Raw genomic sequence first — 14,886 nt, 5'->3', positions numbered from 1 at the left:
TCAACTGGTCGTAATCGTAGTCCTCGGCGAGTTCGACCAGTCGGTCGAGGAACTCCGCTTCCTCTTCGAGGTTCTCGTGGAGCGGGTCGCCCGCGTCGTGGTAGCCGAGTTTGTCGGCGAGTTTGGCGAGGCTCCCGTAGGTTGCGATTTCGTCGTGTTCGACCTCCTCGGCCATCTCGCCGAGGGCCTCGTCGATGTGCTGTTCGGCGTCGTAGATGGCTTTTCTGCGCGCGCCGACGCGGACACGCTCCGTCGAGTCAGCGCGAACGCAGTCGAGTCGCCGCGAAAGCGGTGAAAATCCGAGGTCAGAAACTCGGTCGCTCCCGGTGTCTGAAACTCTTCCGTCGTCCTCAGAGGCCGCCCGTGACCTCGTCCAGTCGGTTCACGACCTGCTGGAGGTCGGCCTCGTCCTCGATGGCGTCGCGGACGCGCTCTCGCTGGCGGACCTCGGCGGCGCTCGCGCCGTAGGCCCGGACGTACTCGGCCCGCGAGTGTTCGTTGAAGGCGTGCCGGATGGCGAAGTAGCCGTCGGGGACCACCGAGCCGCAGACCTTGCACTCCCGGCGCTTGTGGTCTGTCGTCTGGTGAACGATGGCCTCCTCGACGTTCTCGAACGCCTCGCCGCAACTGTCGATGCCGCACTCCCAATCGGTCATGTACGCGGATGGTCGGAGGGTCCTGATAAAACCTTTCGCCTCGGCGTCGGGCGCGCGTCGAATACGGGGTGGACCACTCCGACCACCAGCACCCCAACCACGCCGAATCGTCGTTCCCGACCACCGGACGGCCGAATCAATGCAAGCCTATTTATTAATATCCGTTGGTTTCTTCCGTGTGACTGGCTAGCTCCCTCCATGGGTGAGGACAACCCAGAGTTCAAAACCGGTCGGCGTAGATTCCTACAAGCAAGCGGAGCGGGGGCGGTCGCGGTGTCGCTTCCCGGCGCGGCGGACGCCGAGGAGCCCGACGCAGACCGAGACACGGCGGACTCGATGATAACGGAGCCAGCGGACGTGGACGCCCAGAACGTCCAAGAGGGCGGCATCTTCGTCATGGGGATGGGCCAACAGCCGAAGGGACTGAACCCGCTCTCGACCTCCTCGGCGTACTCGTGGGCGATTCTGGACCTCGTCTATCAGGGCGGGACCGCGGTGGACCCGGTGGAGTTCGAGGTCCGGCCGAACGTCTACACGGACTGGACCGTGGAGGTGCCCGAGGGGCAGGCGAATCCGCAACCCGACGTGTACTTCAACGTCAGAGAGGGGCTGACGTGGACCGACGGGGAGGAGCTCACCGTCGAGGACGTGGTTTTCACGTACAACTACATGAAAGAGCAGGAGCCGGGGCGCTACGCCTCGACCATCAAGCCAATCAAGTCGGTCGAGAAGGCCTCGCAGGGCGACTGGGACGTTCACATGAAGCTCAGCAAGCCCATCGGAACCTACGCGAGCAACCAGCTTGCGATTCCGATTCTGCCCCAGCACATCTGGTCGGAGGTCGGCGACTACCGCCAGTACTCGCCAGCCCAGAACGACGGTCCCGTCGGAATCGGGCCGGGGACGGTCACGCGGTACGAGCAATCGACCGCAATCGAAGTCGAGTTCCGCGACGACTACCCGCTGGGGACGCTCGACTGGCGCGAGCAGGTCGACAAACTCACGGCGGGCGGACCCTTCCTCGACGCGGTGCGGTTCAAGATATTCGGGAGCGACTCGGCGCTCCAGCAGGCCTTCCTGCGCGGGAGCATCGACAGCCTCTACAGTTCCATCAACGTCGCCAACATCCCGAAGGTCAAGAAGAACGAGGGCCAGTCGTTCGTGCAGGGGTACGACACCGGCTTCGGCTACTTCGCCTACAACATGCGCCGGGTGCCCTTGGACGACGCCACCTTCCGGCAGGCGACCTCGATGGCGTTCGACGACTACTTCTGGACCCAGCGACTCCAGCAGGGCTACGAGTACATGGGCGACTTCGTGATGCCGCCGGGCTACTCGGCGGTCCGGCCCGAGACGGCGGGCGACAACGTGAAACTGCTGGAGGACCCCGCGACCAACGCCTTCGAGTTCCGCCAGAAGGAACCGGGGATTCCCGACTACGAGGGGATTCGACAGTTCCTCACGGAAGGAAAGGTCATCGACGGCAACTCGGGCACCTACGTCGGCAAGGAGTACCCCGGCACGATAACCGGCGTCACGGGCGGCCAGTCGAAGGGCAAGCACGACTACAGCTTCGGGCCGGTCCAGTCGAAGGTCCTGCGCCAGACGGACGGCGTCGAACAGGAGATTCGGGTCAACGGCAAGACCATGACCGAAATCATGGGCGGGCCGATGGAGGTGTTCGTCTACCCGGCCAAGGACACGCCGAAACTCGCCAAGATGACGACGCGCTGGGTGGACATGCTCCAGCAACTCGGCATTCCGGCCGTCACGAAGGTCATGACGTTCAACACGATGCTCGGTCGGGTCTACTCACAGGAGGACTTCGACGTCTACCCGATGGGGTGGAGCGACCTCTCGCCGTTCGCTACCGGGACGCTGTACAACATCTTCCACTCGGACAACGCCGACGACCACTCGGAGAAGGGCGGGTACGACCAGAAGAACACCACGACCCAACTCAACAACGCGATGGGGTACGGACTCGGCGACGCGGGAGCCGACGACCTCATCTCGCGGGCCAGAACCACGATGCAGGCCGACGAGCGCAACGAAATCGCTCGGAAGGCCGTCGAGCGCATCTATCTGGACTACCCGTACATGGTGATGGGCTACGACCAACTGATGTGGCCGGTCAACTCCTCGGACTTCGCCGGATTCGTCCCGGAGATTCCGGGTCCGGGTGCCGCGAACCTCTCGGTCCAGATGATGCAGGTCCACCAGACCGGCGGCGGAGGCGGCGGTGGCGGAGGTGGCAACAACTGATCCAACGACAGCAGGTGCGGTAGCCATCGAAAAGCACGGACGCTACCCGAGCAGCGCGGGCAGTTCGCGGAGCGAGGAGGCGACTCCGTCGGCGCGGCCGGTCGCGTCTCCTAGTTCTTCTGATTCTTCCGCTTCCGACAGGTAGACCCCGGTAAACCCGGCTTCTCGGGAGGGAAGCACGTCGCGTTCGAGGTCGTCGGCGACGAAGACGTGCTCGTCGGCCGGAATCGCCTCCCTCGCGGCCCCGAAGATTTCGGCGTCGGGCTTGCCAGCGCCCACGTCGCCGGAGACGACGACCGCCTCGAACTCGTCGGCGATGTCGTGGCGGGCGAGTTTCCGGCGCTGGGCGCGCGACCCGCCGTTGGTCAGCACGCCGAGCGCGACTGACGAACTTCTGAGCGCGTCGAGGGCCTCGCGGACGCCGGGCCGGAGCGCGGTCGCCGCGACCTCGCGCTCGACGTAGCTCTCGGCCAACTCCTCGGGCGGCGCGTCGAGGCCGAACTCGGCGCAGAAATCAGCCATCGCGGCCCGGTAGGGGTCGCCCCGGCACTCGCCGAGGTGGTCGAGCAGGGCCTCGGTGAACCACTCGTGGCGCTCGGCGTCGGCGCGCAGGTCGTGGTCGCGCAGGGCTTGCTCGAAGACCGCGGCGAAGTCCTCGGGGAGGTCCACCAGCGTTCCATCGAGGTCGAAGAAGACCGCTTGCATGGTTTGGGAGGGGTTCTCGGGCGTTCGGGAAAAAGGTCCGGTTGGTGTGGTAATTTGTGGCAGTCGCTCGGTGAAACAGCCGACAGGGAAGCTCCCGCAGGAGGAGAAACAAATACAATTCCTAAACGTAGGGATAGGAGTCTAAAATACTTCTCTACGATTGTCTATAGATGAGGTTCCGTTGAATCTCGTTCGCGCCCTCGTAGACCACCGGAATCCGCACGTCCCGATACACCCGAGCGATTCGGCGGTCGGTCAGAATCGAGCGCCCGCCGTGGAACTGCATCCCCTGCTCGGCGCAGTCGGTGGCGACCTCGGTCGCCTTCGTCTTCGCCATCGCGGCCCAGAGGCCCGCGTTGTCGCCGTCGCGGACCTTCTCGGCGGCGCGGTAGGTCAGCGCCCGGGCGGCCTCGAACTCCATGCGCATGTCGGCCAGCCCGTGCTGGACCGCCTGAAAGTCCGCGATGGTCCGCCCGAACTCCTCGCGGTCGTGGACGAACTCCCACGCCTCCTCGATTGCCGCGGCGGCGAGGCCGAGGCCGTGGCCCGCGACGACGGTCCGGCCGTTGTTGAAGAACTCCGCCAGTAGCATGAAGCCAGCGCCCTCGTAGCCCACCAGATTCTCGTCGGGGACCCGGCAGTCGTCGAAGACGATGTGGGCCTGCTTGCTGGCGCGCATCCCCATCTTCTCGGGGATGTGTTCGGCCTCGTACCCCTCGGCGTCGGTCGGGACGATGAACAGCGAGTGGTTGCCGTAGCGGTTGTCCTCGTCGTCGCCGGTCCGGGCGTAGACCGTCAGCCAGTCGCCCTCGACCCCGTTGCCTATCCAGTACTTCTCGCCGTTCAGGACCCATTCCCCCGAATCTTCGTCCTTTTCGGCGGTGGTCTGCATCCCCGAGAGGTCGCTCCCGGTGTCGGGTTCAGAGACCGCGAGGCCCGTTATCTGGTCGCCCTCCGCGACCGGTCGGAGGTACTCCTCTTTCTGTTCCTCGGTTCCGTGGGCTTCCACGATTTCCGCGCCGAAACTGGCCAACTGGAGCGAGAGTGCGATGCCCGCGTCGGCGCGGAACCACTCCTCGGCGACGGCGAGCATCTCGACCACGTCGAGGCCCCGACCGCCCCACTCCTCGCCGATGTCTTGGGCGACGAGTCCGGCGTCTTGGCCTGCTTCGAGGATGTCGTGGGGGTACTCGGCTTTCCGGAATCGCTCCTCGGCGTTTGGCGCGATGTACTCGTCGGCGAACTCGCGGGCCTCGTGTTTGACTTCTCGGGCGTACTCTGGCACGATGTCGTCTGCAAGAAGTTCCATGGGGTATGCAAGGGCCGCGCGAGGATATACTTCGGGGCTGGTTTGAGAAAGTCGGAGTTTTGAGTGGACGTGTGAATTGGGACGAGTCGAAAGAAGCGAACCCGAAAGTCAGGAAGAAGCTAGCTTCAGGCTTGAGCCGAGGAGTCCCCGCACCGCACCGCGACCGCGAACCTCACACCTCCCCAACCTCCTGCGCTTCTCGGTCGCACCGGAAGACAAACCGCGTCTTCCGAGCCCTGCTTCGCTACGCTCAGCAGGACTTCGCTCCCTGCGATGCTCGTCCCTCGCGCGAGGGATGCACGCAGTTCTGCGCGCATCTCCGCGCGCCGGACGCCGGAGGTTTGTTAGAGGGAGTTCTCAGTCGAAGTCGGCCAGAGCGAGTTCTCGACTTACTCCCCTTCCTCGTCCGGCGCGGCCTCTTCGGGCACCCGGCCTTCGACCAGCGACTCGTCGCTATACTCCTCGCGGAGGACCTTCTTGTCGAACTTCCCGGTCGCGGTCTTGGGGACCTCGTCGATGAACACCAGTTCGTCGGGTGCCCACCAGCGCGGGTACTCCTCCTGAATCGAGGCCATGAGGGACTCGCGCAGGTCCTCCTCGTCGGCACCTTCGACCGGGACCACGAAGGCGACCGGGCGCTCCTGCCAGCGCTCGTGGGGCACGCCGATGACCGTGGCCTCCGCGACGTGGTCGTTGGCCATCAGCGCGTTTTCGAGTTCGAGCGAGGAGATCCACTCCCCGCCGCTCTTGATGACGTCCTTGGCGCGGTCCACGATTTTGACGTAGCCCTCGGTGTCCACCGTCACCACGTCGCCGGTCTTGAGCCAGTTGCCGTCGAAGTCCGATTCGTTGGCGTCCGGGCGCTCGAAGTACGACTGTGTGACCCACGGGCCGCGGATGTAGAGTTCGCCGAAATCCTCGCCGTTCCACGGGACCTCCTCGCCGTCGTCGTCTACGACCTTGAACTCCAGTCCGGGCACGATGAGGCCCTGCTTGCCGCGCTTCTCGTAGCGCGCGTCGTCGTCCCAGTCCTCCATCTCGTGTTTGAGGTGCGAGACAGTCCCGATGGGCGCGGTCTCGGTCATGCCCCACGCGTGGAGGACGTCTACGTCGTACTCTTGGTCGAAGCGCCGGATGACCGCCTCGGGCGCGGCGCTCCCGCCGATGACGATGGTTTCGAGCGACGAGAGGTCCGCGTCGTTCTCCTCGAGGTATTCCAGCAGGCCGAGCCAGACCGTCGGAACCCCGGCCGTGAAGGTGACGCCTTCCTCCTCGATGAGCTTGGCCAAATCCGCAGGCTCCGGCGCGGGACCGGGGTAGACGTGCTTGGCTCCCGCCGCGGTCGCGGAGTAGGGCATCCCCCACGCGTTGACGTGGAACATCGGCACCACGGGCATGATGACGTCCGATTCGTCAAATTCCAGACCTTGCGGGGTCAGGGTCGCCATCGTGTGCGACCAGAGCATCTGCTGAGTGTACTCGACGCCCTTGGGCTTGCCCGTGGTGCCGGAGGTGTAGCACATCCCGGCCTTACTGTCGCCCGAGAGGTCCGGCCAGTCGTACTCGGCGGACTCGTCGGCGACGAACGACTCGTAGTCAGTTACTGGGGAGAGGGAGGTTTCGGGGACCTCCTCGCCCATCACGACGAACTGCTCGACGCCGTCGAAGGCCTCCGAGTCGGCCGGTCCCTCGAGTTTCTCGACTAAGGAGGGGTCCACGAAGATGAGGCGGTCGGCCGCGTTCTCCACGATGTACTCGATGTGGTGGTCCGGGAGCAGGGGATTGATGGTGTGCAACTGCGCGCCCGAGTTGGGCACGCCGAAGTAGGTCTCGAAGTGGCGGTGGTGGTTCCAGCAGAACGTCGCCACCCTGTCGCCCGATTTGACGCCCGCCGCGTCGAGGGCGTTGGCCAACTGGGCCGTCCGGTCGCCGAACTCGGCGTAGTCGTATCGCTCGATGCCTCGCCCGGTCCGCGAGACGATTTCGGTGTCCGGGTACAGTTTCTCGGCGCGCCAGAGGAACGGTCGAAGCGTGGGGTCAGTTCCACCCATACGCCTTGTCCGCGCTTCGACACCTTATTGTTTGTTACAGTCACGCAACCAAAACTCCGCGAATCAGAATCGTTAACCGGTGGGTGTGGCAACATCCGAACGTGACAGGGGGCGAGTCGTTCCGCGTCGATTTCCACGTGAAGGTGCTGGACGAGCGAGTAGTACAGCGAGCGAAGGCCCGCGGACTGGACGCTATCGTCTACGCGCCCCATTTCACTCGACTCTCGGACGCCCGCGAGACGGCCGCGCGCTTCTCCGACGACGACTTGCTGGTGGTGCCCGCCCGCGAGGTGTTCACGGGCGACTGGTCGAACCGCAAGCACGTCCTCGCGGTCGGCCTCGACGACCCGGTTCCGGACTTCATCACGCTCGAAGACGCGCTGGCCGAGTTCGACCGACAGGACGCCGCGGTCCTCGCGCCCCACCCGGAGTTTCTCAACGTCAGCCTGAACGCCGATGATTTGGCGGCCTACCGCGACCGAATCGACGCCGTCGAGGGCTACAATCCCAAACACTGGCCGCATCACAACCGGCGGGCCCGCGAACTGGCCGCCGAGTTCGACCTGCCGACGTTCACCTCCTCGTACGCCCACCTCCGGGGGTCGGTCGGCGAGGCGTGGACCGAGTTCCAGCAGTCGTTCGACAGCGTGGACGAACTGGTCGCGGGACTGAGAGAGGGCGTCTCGCGCAGAATCGTCCACCGCTCGGGGTGGCGTCACAAACTGCGGTGCGCCGCCGAGTTCGCGCACCTCGGATGGGAGAACTCCTACGAGAAAATCGACCGCCTGCTCCTCTCGGGGACCGAACCGACTCACCCCGACCACATCGCCTACGACGACCGATTCGAGGGCGTGTACTGAAACTGGTCCGAGGACGTCTCCTAAATCAGCCCCGCGACCGACGCCGAGAGGTCCTGAATCGGCAGGTCGAAGTGGACGACGACGGCGACGAGCGCGATTTCTACTGCGGTGACCGCGACTGTGACGCCGGTCGCCCACTTGCTGGAGACCGGGACGCCGAACGGGAGGTTGTACTCCTTCTCGTAGGGGTAGAACAGCGCGATGCCGCGCTTGCTCCCCAGCACGTCGAGGACGTAGTGAGTCGCCACGCCGATCCAGACGAAGTGGAGGTTGTCGAAGAAGACGGGGTAGGCGTAGATGACCGCCAGCACGGGCAGGTTGTGGAGCGTCTTTCGGTGCTTGCCGAAGGCGGTGTCCACGTCGGGAAACAGCGCGCCGAGGACGACCGGCACCGAAATCTCGGCGATGGCTCGGAAGGTGGGCACGTCGCCTGAGGGGTGGAAGACGTACCCCAGTCCGATACTCAGCAAGACCGCGTTGAGAACGTGGCCCTCCTTGTTCATGGCTTGGCCTCGGTCATATCGGATTCCTTATCCGGTGGCGACTCAAGGTTTTCCCTCCGGTGTCTGACGCGCGTCTTGCGCTTCCGTGATTTTCTTGGCGTGGGGACGAACCGAGCGCGCTCGGCAGGTCAAACCACGAGGACGCGCTCGACCGACCAACCGCCAGGATGCGCCTATGGGACTTTCCACCGGGATGCGATCGGTGTCGTCAACCACCGGTTTGGGTGGACTGAAAGGGGCCGACCGGTCGCGCAACGCCCGGTCGTCTGAACGACCGCTATCCGACGCAACTACGTCCGTCGGATATGTCGTTCAGCGACCGCGACCGGTCGGGGGCTTTCTAAACCACCACATCTCTCGCGGCAACCAGACAACTAGAAACCCCCTAAGCAATATATAGGATGTTAAAACAATTGTGTGGGCATCTTTAGCTCTGATAACCCAATTTCGTCGTCAGTTCGATTTCACCTCGTCTAGCACGTCCCGAAGCGCCTGCCGGGCGATTTGCTCTTTTATCTCGCGCCGGTCGCCGTCGAACTCGTAGCGCGAGACGAGCGAATACGACTCCTGCGTGCCCCAGTCGCACGCATACGCCACGCCGATGAAGACCGTCCCGACCGGTTTCTCCTCGGTCCCGCCGGTCGGTCCCGCGATGCCGGTCGTCGCCACGCCCCAGTCGGTTCCGGCCCCGTCTCTGACGCCGCGGGCCATCTGGCGAGCGACGGGTTCGCTCACCGCACCGTGTTCGTCCAAGACCTCGCGGGGGACGCCGAGTTCCTGCAACTTGGCGTCGTAGGAGTAGGTGACGAGACTCCGGTCGAAGTAGTCACTCGACCCCGACACGTCGGTCAACAGCGACCCGATGAGACCGCCCGTACAGGACTCAGCGACGGCGACTGTCTGGTCGGCCTCGCGGAGTGGGCCTCCGATGCGCTCCTCGACAGGTGGCTCCTCGGCGTACTCTCGCATGGTCGAGGAGACGAGGCGAAGGCGAATGAAGGTGCGGGGTTCTGGGTGTCGGTGTGTTGTGGTTCGTCACGTGAACAGCGATGGGAGTCTCGAAACCGCAGAAGCAGATGGACCGCAACGTCCTCGAACGCCCTCGCGCGGTTCGCAGTCACGTGAGTGGAGCGAACGTGATCTCGGAAGACGCGGGTTGTCTTCCGGCGGTCGCCCTTTCAGTCCACCAGGAATGGCGGTCGGTCCACCGAGCGAAACCAGTTGCCTATACCTCGTCGCGGTCGGTGTAGGTCCACCGCTCGGTGATGTTGCCATCGTCGTCGAACCGATGGAAGTCGGCGAATCCGAACGAGACCTCCTCGCCGCCCTGTACGCCGGAGAACTCCCCGCGGACCGCCACGGTGTCGCCGTCGGCGACGAGGTCGTGAACCTCGTGGCTCCCGTCCTCCAGCGGTCGGTCTTCGAGGTAGAACTCGCGGAACTCGTCCATCCCCGAGAGGTTCGACTGGCCGGGACGCTCGTAGGTCACGTCGTCGGCGAACAGCGCGAAGATCGACTCGTACTCCTCGGCGTCGATGGAGTCGTAGTAGTCTCTGACCGCGTCCGAATTTGCATTGGTCATAGTCGGAACTCGTCGGCCTCCCGGTAGTTCTTTTCGGGGGTGGCAAGTCCGAGTGAACGAAAGAAAGACCTTCTCGGGGTCCGACCCTCCGTTCATGGACTACGACACACCGCTGTTCTTCCACGTGATGCAGTACGCGGCCGACGCCGACCGAGACGTCGTGGATATGGTGAGCGGGAACCCCGATTGGGGGTCGCCCGACGCTATCAGCGAGGGGCTTCACGAGTACGCCGACCTCGGCGGGGCCGACTTCCAGTACCCGCCGAGCGAGGGCCTTCGGGCGCTCCGCGAGGAGATAGCCGAGCGCCGGAACGTCGACCAGTCGCAGGTCATCGTGACCAACGGCGGTGGCGAGGCTAACTACCTCGCCATGGCTCGGGCGCTGGAGCGCGAACGCGGCTCGGAGTTCGTCCTCACCGACCCCGTCTATCCCTACTACCCCGGCAAGACGACGATGCTCGGCGCAACCGCGACGTACGTCGATACCGAGGAGGACGGCTCGCTCGACCCGGAAAAAGTCCGAGCGGCCGCCAGCGACGAGACGGCCGGAATCGTGGTCAACACGCCGAACAACCCCACGGGCGCGGTCTACGACGAGGAGACCATGCGCGAACTCGTGGCTATCGCCGAGGAGTACGACGCGCTCCTCGTGAGCGACGAGGTGTACGACCACTTCGACTTCTCCGGGGAGTTCACCTCGGCGCTATCCTTCGATTCGGACCACCGGGTCGTCACCAACTCCTACTCGAAGACGTTCGCAATCACCGGATTCCGGGTCGGCTACGCCGTCTTCCCCGAGTCGCTGGTGGACGTGGCCAAGACCCGCCACATGCTCACCAACGTCGCCACTACGCGGCCCGGCCAGTACGCGGTCCTCCACGCGCTCCGGAACACCGACCCGGCCTACTACGAGGCCAACCGCGAACTCCTGCGAGAGCGCGTCGAGACGTTCACCGATGCGCTCGACGCGGCGGGTGCTGACTACTCCTCGCCAGACGGCGCGTTCTACGTGCTGGCGCGGTTCCCCGACTTCCCCGGCACGCTGGCGAACGTCGAGAAACTCATCGACGAGGCTGGCGTCGCGGGGATGCCCGGCGAGGCGTTCGGCGAGTCCCACGACGACTGGCTTCGCTTCGCGCTCGTCTCGCCCCGCGTCGAGGAGGCCGCCGAGCGACTGGCCGACTACTTCGCGTAGCTGTCGCTCTCCGCTGTCGGATTGGCTCCGTCCTTTCGGATTAGTCGGACTGGCAGTTACAGGGTAAGGCGGTGACGCCGTCTGTGGGCGGCGACACCGCGAGACGACACTGCTGACTGACTCGCCAGCTATCTGCCTGCAACTGCGCGAAACGTCCGGTGGGGGTTCGTCACGCCCTCGTATTTCAACCTTGGCGTGAGCGACCCTGCCGCACTCACGCAGTTCTGTGCGAGCGCGGCGGAGCGAGAAGAGAGCCAACGCGACGGTTCCCGAACAACTAAGCCCCCGCGAGGACCCTTCGACAACCAATGAGCGACACCAAGGACGAACTCGCCGGGGTGGTGGACCTGTTCGGCGGCCTCACCCGCGAGGAGTTAGAGCAGGCGCTGGTCGAACTCGCGTTCAAGCAGGGCACGGAAGTCGAGCGCGAGGCCTTCGCGGCCGAAATCGAGGCCGCGGTCGAGGACTATCACCTCGTGGAAGCCGACGGGGATGGCGAGGACCACGACGCCGAGGCGCTCCTCGTCTCCGGTCCGGCGGCCTTCCCAACGGTGCCGGAGAACGGCGAGGACCTGCCCCACATCCTCGACGTGCCCGACCGCGAACTGGACCGCGAGGGACTGGGCGAGTCGGTCGCCGAGCGCCTGCACGAGGAGGCCCGCACCATCGCCGCCGCGGGGGACGTCGAGCGCGCTCAGGAACTCCTCGACGTGAGCTACGACCTCGAAGCATGGGCACCGGTCGAGGCGGACCGGGTGCGCGAGACGCTGGACCGGGCCTTCGAGTAGGACGAGACAGCGCGGCTTCCGACTGGGTGCGCGAGACGCTGGACCGACTGCTAGTTCCGCCGGGTGGTCCAACTGACAAGTTTCGCCCAGTAGACCTTCCGCGGACCTGGCGGACTGAAAGGGCGACCGCGAGGTCCGCGAGGGCTTTCGAGAACAGTACTGTTCCATCTACTTCTGCGATTCCGCGTGTGATGGCGTTCGAGGACGTTGCGGTCGCTACTCTGGCGGTGTATCTGCGTAGTACCGCAACCCGAGGACCGACGAATTAAGACGCCGGGGTACGAGGATGAGGTATGGAGTTGGGTCGCGTGGCCGAACACGTCCCGCGGGAAATCGGAGACGAGGAGTACGACGCGGCGGTGCTGGCCGCCGTGGTGGAGCGCGAGGGCGACCGCTACCTCCTGTTCACCAAGCGCGCGGACCACCTCGGCGAACACGCCGGGCAGATGAGCTTTCCGGGTGGCAGCCGTGAACCGAGCGACGACGACCTCCGGGCGACCGCGCTCCGCGAGGCCGAGGAGGAAATCGGCCTCCGGGCCGACGAGGCCGACGTGGTGGGTCGCCTCGACGACATCCGGACGACGAGTCGGTACTCCGTCACGCCCTACGTCGCGCGAGTCCCCGACCGGGAGTACGTTCCCGACGAGCGCGAGGTCGCCGAAATCGCGGTCCTGCCGGTCGCGGAGTTTCTGGACTCGGCCAACTACGAGAACGAGCGCCGCGAGCATCCCCAGTACGGCGAGGCGGTCGTCCACTTCTTCCGCGTCGGCGGCTACACGGTCTGGGGCGCGACGGCTCGGATTCTGGTGCAGTTGCTGGAACTGACGACGGACTGGCGCGCGCCCGAGAAGATAGATAGAGTGGTGGACCCCGACGCGGACATTCGGCAAGGGAATTGAGTTTTAGAGACACGTATTTAATTGTTTTGAGGTGGGATTGTATTCTAAAGATAGGGATTATTTATTTCTCCCGCGGAGTTGCTGAGGTCCAGTAATGAGTCAGAGCTAGCTTCAGGGTTGAATACAGGAGTCTACCGCGACCGCCACGCAACTGCTCCACACCGCGATAGCCTCACACCTCCCCAACCTCGCGGCCGCGCAAGGCGGCCGCGTCCCTCGCGCGGTTCGGCGCGCTCACGAGAGAGCGCGCCAGCACGCGCCGGGGAATCAAATCAACCGGGCGCTTGAGCGCAACTGGGCGCTTGAGCGCGACGATTCCACCGAGCGCGACCCGAGAGTCGGGTCAGTCGGTCGAGTCGGTAAGAATCGTCCGCGTCGATACCCTTTTCAACTTGCCGAGGGAACAGGTGGCTACATGGTCGCAGAGACGATGGATCGCGTTCCGCACGAGCAGTAGAACCGCACGAAGAGACGCTATTACTGGAGGTGTTCGCACATGTTGACCACTGGCGAGACCATCGCCGAGACTGGATTGGACGCCGCCGCGCTGAAGCCCGCTGAGTGCGACGTAGCGCGAGCGGTCGAGTTGCCCTTCGACAGAGTCGCTATCGACTACGAAGGCCCCGAACACCTCCCCGACGCCGAGACGCTGGCCGACCTCTCGCGCCGGAAGAACGTTCGGCTGACCACGCCCGTCAGGGCCGAGGGGTTCGACCCCCTCGGCGACGACGCGCGCTACGACCAGATTCCCGAGGAGGTCGGCCGGGTCGCGGTCGCGGGCCACGCCGCCTACCTCTCAGAGGACGAGCGCCGGAAGGCGGTCGCGCCCCGACTCCGCGAGGCAATCGAGCGCGACCCCGGCGCGTGGGTCGGCACCGAGGGCGTCGAGCGCCTCGCGCTGGCGACCGGCGCGACCCAGTTCGAACTCCTCTCTCGGTCCACCGAGCGCGACCTCGACGCGCTCCGGGCCGCCGGGTTCGACGGCGAACTCGCAGTCTACGCGCCCACGGTCCTGACCGACGACGAGGACGAAATCCTCGACGCCGTGGGAGCCTACGCCGCCCGCCGAGGCCCCGTCGCCAGCGCGCTCCCCGACGACGCGGAGACCGACCGAGCCGCATCGGGACGAGCGCGAGAGGTCCTCTCGGCCGCGAGCCGTGACTACGCGCTGGTCGGACGACCCGACGAGGTCGGCGAGCGCGTGGCCCGACTCAAGGACGCCGGGGCGGACCTCGTGGTGGGTTACCCCGCCCGCGGCATCGAGGAGTTCGTGGAGTAGGAGCGACCCGAATCGAACCCGTTTCGCGCCGAGTCGGTACCCCTTTCCCGCCGAGTTCCGAATCCCGAGCCATGAAACTCGCACGCTTGCTGACGCCGGAGGGTCCCGTCCGCGGCGAGTACGACGACGGCAAACTCTACGCCGACGACGGCACCTACGAGGTCGGCCGCGACGGCAGGCTCCTGCCGCCCGCCGACCCCTCGGCGCTGTACTGCGTCGGTCGGAACTACGCCGAGACGCTCGAACAGATGGAGTACGAGCGCCCCGAGGAGCCGGATTTCTTCATCAAATCCCCCGCATCGCTGCTGGCCCACGAGCAACCGATTCCGTACCCCGAGTTCACCGACGAACTCACCTACGCGGGGGAACTCGCCGCCGTCGTGGACCGGCGGTGCCGGAATCTCGACCCCGAAGCGGTCTCCGACGCGATTCGGGGCTACACCGTGATGAACGACGTGGACGCCCTCGACCAGCAGGGCCGGACCGCCCGGAAGGCGTTCGACGCCTCGGGACCCCTCGGCCCGTGGGTCGAGACCGACGTGGACCCCACCGACATCGACATGTGGACCGACGTGGCGGGCGAGCGCCGCCAAGAGGCCAACACGGAACTGATGCTGTTCGACCCCTACGAGGTCGTCTCGTTCGTCTCCGAGCGGTTCACCCTCCGGCCGGGCGACGTGATTGCCTTCGGTAGTCCCGCCAATCCGGGGCTGGTCGAACCCGGCGACGAAATCGAGATTACCTACGAGGGCGTCGGCACGCTCCGGAATCAGGTCGTCGAGTCGGAGTAGAGA

General features: G+C 65.3%; 15 protein-coding genes and 1 pseudogene. 8 read left to right on the top strand and 8 right to left on the bottom strand.

What is annotated here, in order from left to right:
• Nucleotides 1-82: 82 nt before the first annotated feature.
• Nucleotides 83-175, bottom strand: a pseudogene (locus EPL01_RS22610) (hypothetical protein); the annotation flags it as partial.
• Here EPL01_RS22610 and EPL01_RS22605 point away from each other — a divergent pair.
• Nucleotides 155-295, top strand: coding sequence for a hypothetical protein (locus tag EPL01_RS22605; RefSeq protein ID WP_168215891.1), 141 nt, complete (start codon nucleotides 155-157; stop codon nucleotides 293-295). The pseudogene EPL01_RS22610 and the gene EPL01_RS22605 sit on opposite strands and share 21 nt — an antisense overlap.
• Before the next feature lie 55 nt (nucleotides 296-350).
• On the opposite strand, the gene EPL01_RS11805 is transcribed toward EPL01_RS22605, so the two are convergent.
• Entirely contained in the window at nucleotides 351-656 is a 306-nt protein-coding gene (locus tag EPL01_RS11805) for a DUF7565 family protein (RefSeq protein WP_135825475.1), read from the bottom strand.
• Between the two features lie 198 nt (nucleotides 657-854).
• On the opposite strand from EPL01_RS11805, the gene EPL01_RS11800 reads away from it, so the two are divergent.
• Nucleotides 855-2,921, top strand: a complete 2,067-nt coding sequence (locus tag EPL01_RS11800) for an ABC transporter substrate-binding protein (protein ID WP_135825474.1) — start codon at nucleotides 855-857, stop codon at nucleotides 2,919-2,921.
• A gap of 42 nt (nucleotides 2,922-2,963) precedes the next feature.
• Here the strand turns inward: EPL01_RS11800 and EPL01_RS11795 are convergent, their stop codons facing one another.
• The 3 genes from EPL01_RS11795 to EPL01_RS11785 form a co-directional block, all read right to left on the bottom strand.
• Nucleotides 2,964-3,626 carry an HAD family hydrolase gene (locus EPL01_RS11795; RefSeq protein WP_135825473.1) on the bottom strand — a complete coding sequence of 221 codons (663 nt, stop codon included), beginning with the start codon at nucleotides 3,624-3,626 and terminating at the stop codon, nucleotides 2,964-2,966.
• A 154-nt stretch (nucleotides 3,627-3,780) separates the two neighbouring features.
• Nucleotides 3,781-4,935, bottom strand: a complete 1,155-nt coding sequence (locus EPL01_RS11790; RefSeq protein WP_135825472.1) for an acyl-CoA dehydrogenase family protein — start codon at nucleotides 4,933-4,935, stop codon at nucleotides 3,781-3,783.
• 389 nt (nucleotides 4,936-5,324) lie between these two features.
• Complete coding sequence (locus EPL01_RS11785) at nucleotides 5,325-6,986, bottom strand: long-chain fatty acid--CoA ligase (RefSeq protein ID WP_135825471.1); 1,662 nt, start codon at nucleotides 6,984-6,986, stop codon at nucleotides 5,325-5,327.
• 101 nt (nucleotides 6,987-7,087) lie between these two features.
• Here EPL01_RS11785 and EPL01_RS11780 point away from each other — a divergent pair, with 101 nt between their 5' ends.
• Nucleotides 7,088-7,846, top strand: a complete 759-nt coding sequence (locus tag EPL01_RS11780; RefSeq protein WP_135825470.1) for a PHP-associated domain-containing protein — start codon at nucleotides 7,088-7,090, stop codon at nucleotides 7,844-7,846.
• A gap of 20 nt (nucleotides 7,847-7,866) precedes the next feature.
• Here the strand turns inward: EPL01_RS11780 and EPL01_RS11775 are convergent, their stop codons facing one another.
• From EPL01_RS11775 to EPL01_RS11765, 3 genes are all read right to left on the bottom strand, one after another.
• A complete protein-coding gene (locus tag EPL01_RS11775; protein WP_135825469.1) occupies nucleotides 7,867-8,349 on the bottom strand; it encodes a metal-dependent hydrolase in 483 nt (160 codons plus the stop codon).
• A 453-nt stretch (nucleotides 8,350-8,802) separates the two neighbouring features.
• Nucleotides 8,803-9,318, bottom strand: a complete 516-nt coding sequence (locus EPL01_RS11770) for a CinA family protein (RefSeq protein ID WP_135825468.1) — start codon at nucleotides 9,316-9,318, stop codon at nucleotides 8,803-8,805.
• Between the two features lie 256 nt (nucleotides 9,319-9,574).
• Nucleotides 9,575-9,931, bottom strand: coding sequence for a nuclear transport factor 2 family protein (locus tag EPL01_RS11765; RefSeq protein ID WP_135825467.1), 357 nt, complete (start codon nucleotides 9,929-9,931; stop codon nucleotides 9,575-9,577).
• Between the two features lie 94 nt (nucleotides 9,932-10,025).
• Here EPL01_RS11765 and EPL01_RS11760 point away from each other — a divergent pair, with 94 nt between their 5' ends.
• The 5 genes from EPL01_RS11760 (at nucleotide 10,026) to EPL01_RS11740 (ending at nucleotide 14,883) form a co-directional block, all read left to right on the top strand.
• Nucleotides 10,026-11,126 (top strand): pyridoxal phosphate-dependent aminotransferase, encoded by a 1,101-nt coding sequence (locus EPL01_RS11760; protein WP_135825466.1) that lies wholly within the window; start codon nucleotides 10,026-10,028, stop codon nucleotides 11,124-11,126.
• Between the two features lie 308 nt (nucleotides 11,127-11,434).
• Entirely contained in the window at nucleotides 11,435-11,914 is a 480-nt protein-coding gene (locus EPL01_RS11755) for a DUF7109 family protein (protein WP_135825465.1), read from the top strand.
• A 293-nt stretch (nucleotides 11,915-12,207) separates the two neighbouring features.
• Nucleotides 12,208-12,813 carry an NUDIX hydrolase gene (locus EPL01_RS11750; protein ID WP_135825464.1) on the top strand — a complete coding sequence of 202 codons (606 nt, stop codon included), beginning with the start codon at nucleotides 12,208-12,210 and terminating at the stop codon, nucleotides 12,811-12,813.
• Between the two features lie 496 nt (nucleotides 12,814-13,309).
• Nucleotides 13,310-14,092 carry a DUF7388 family protein gene (locus EPL01_RS11745; protein WP_135825463.1) on the top strand — a complete coding sequence of 261 codons (783 nt, stop codon included), beginning with the start codon at nucleotides 13,310-13,312 and terminating at the stop codon, nucleotides 14,090-14,092.
• 71 nt (nucleotides 14,093-14,163) lie between these two features.
• Entirely contained in the window at nucleotides 14,164-14,883 is a 720-nt protein-coding gene (locus EPL01_RS11740; RefSeq protein ID WP_135825462.1) for a fumarylacetoacetate hydrolase family protein, read from the top strand.
• Nucleotides 14,884-14,886 lie beyond the last annotated feature (3 nt).

It is taken from the genome of Halorussus ruber, from assembly GCF_004765785.1.
Taxonomy (GTDB): domain Archaea; phylum Halobacteriota; class Halobacteria; order Halobacteriales; family Haladaptataceae; genus Halorussus; species Halorussus ruber.
This window is presented reverse-complemented; position numbering and strand designations above follow the sequence as displayed.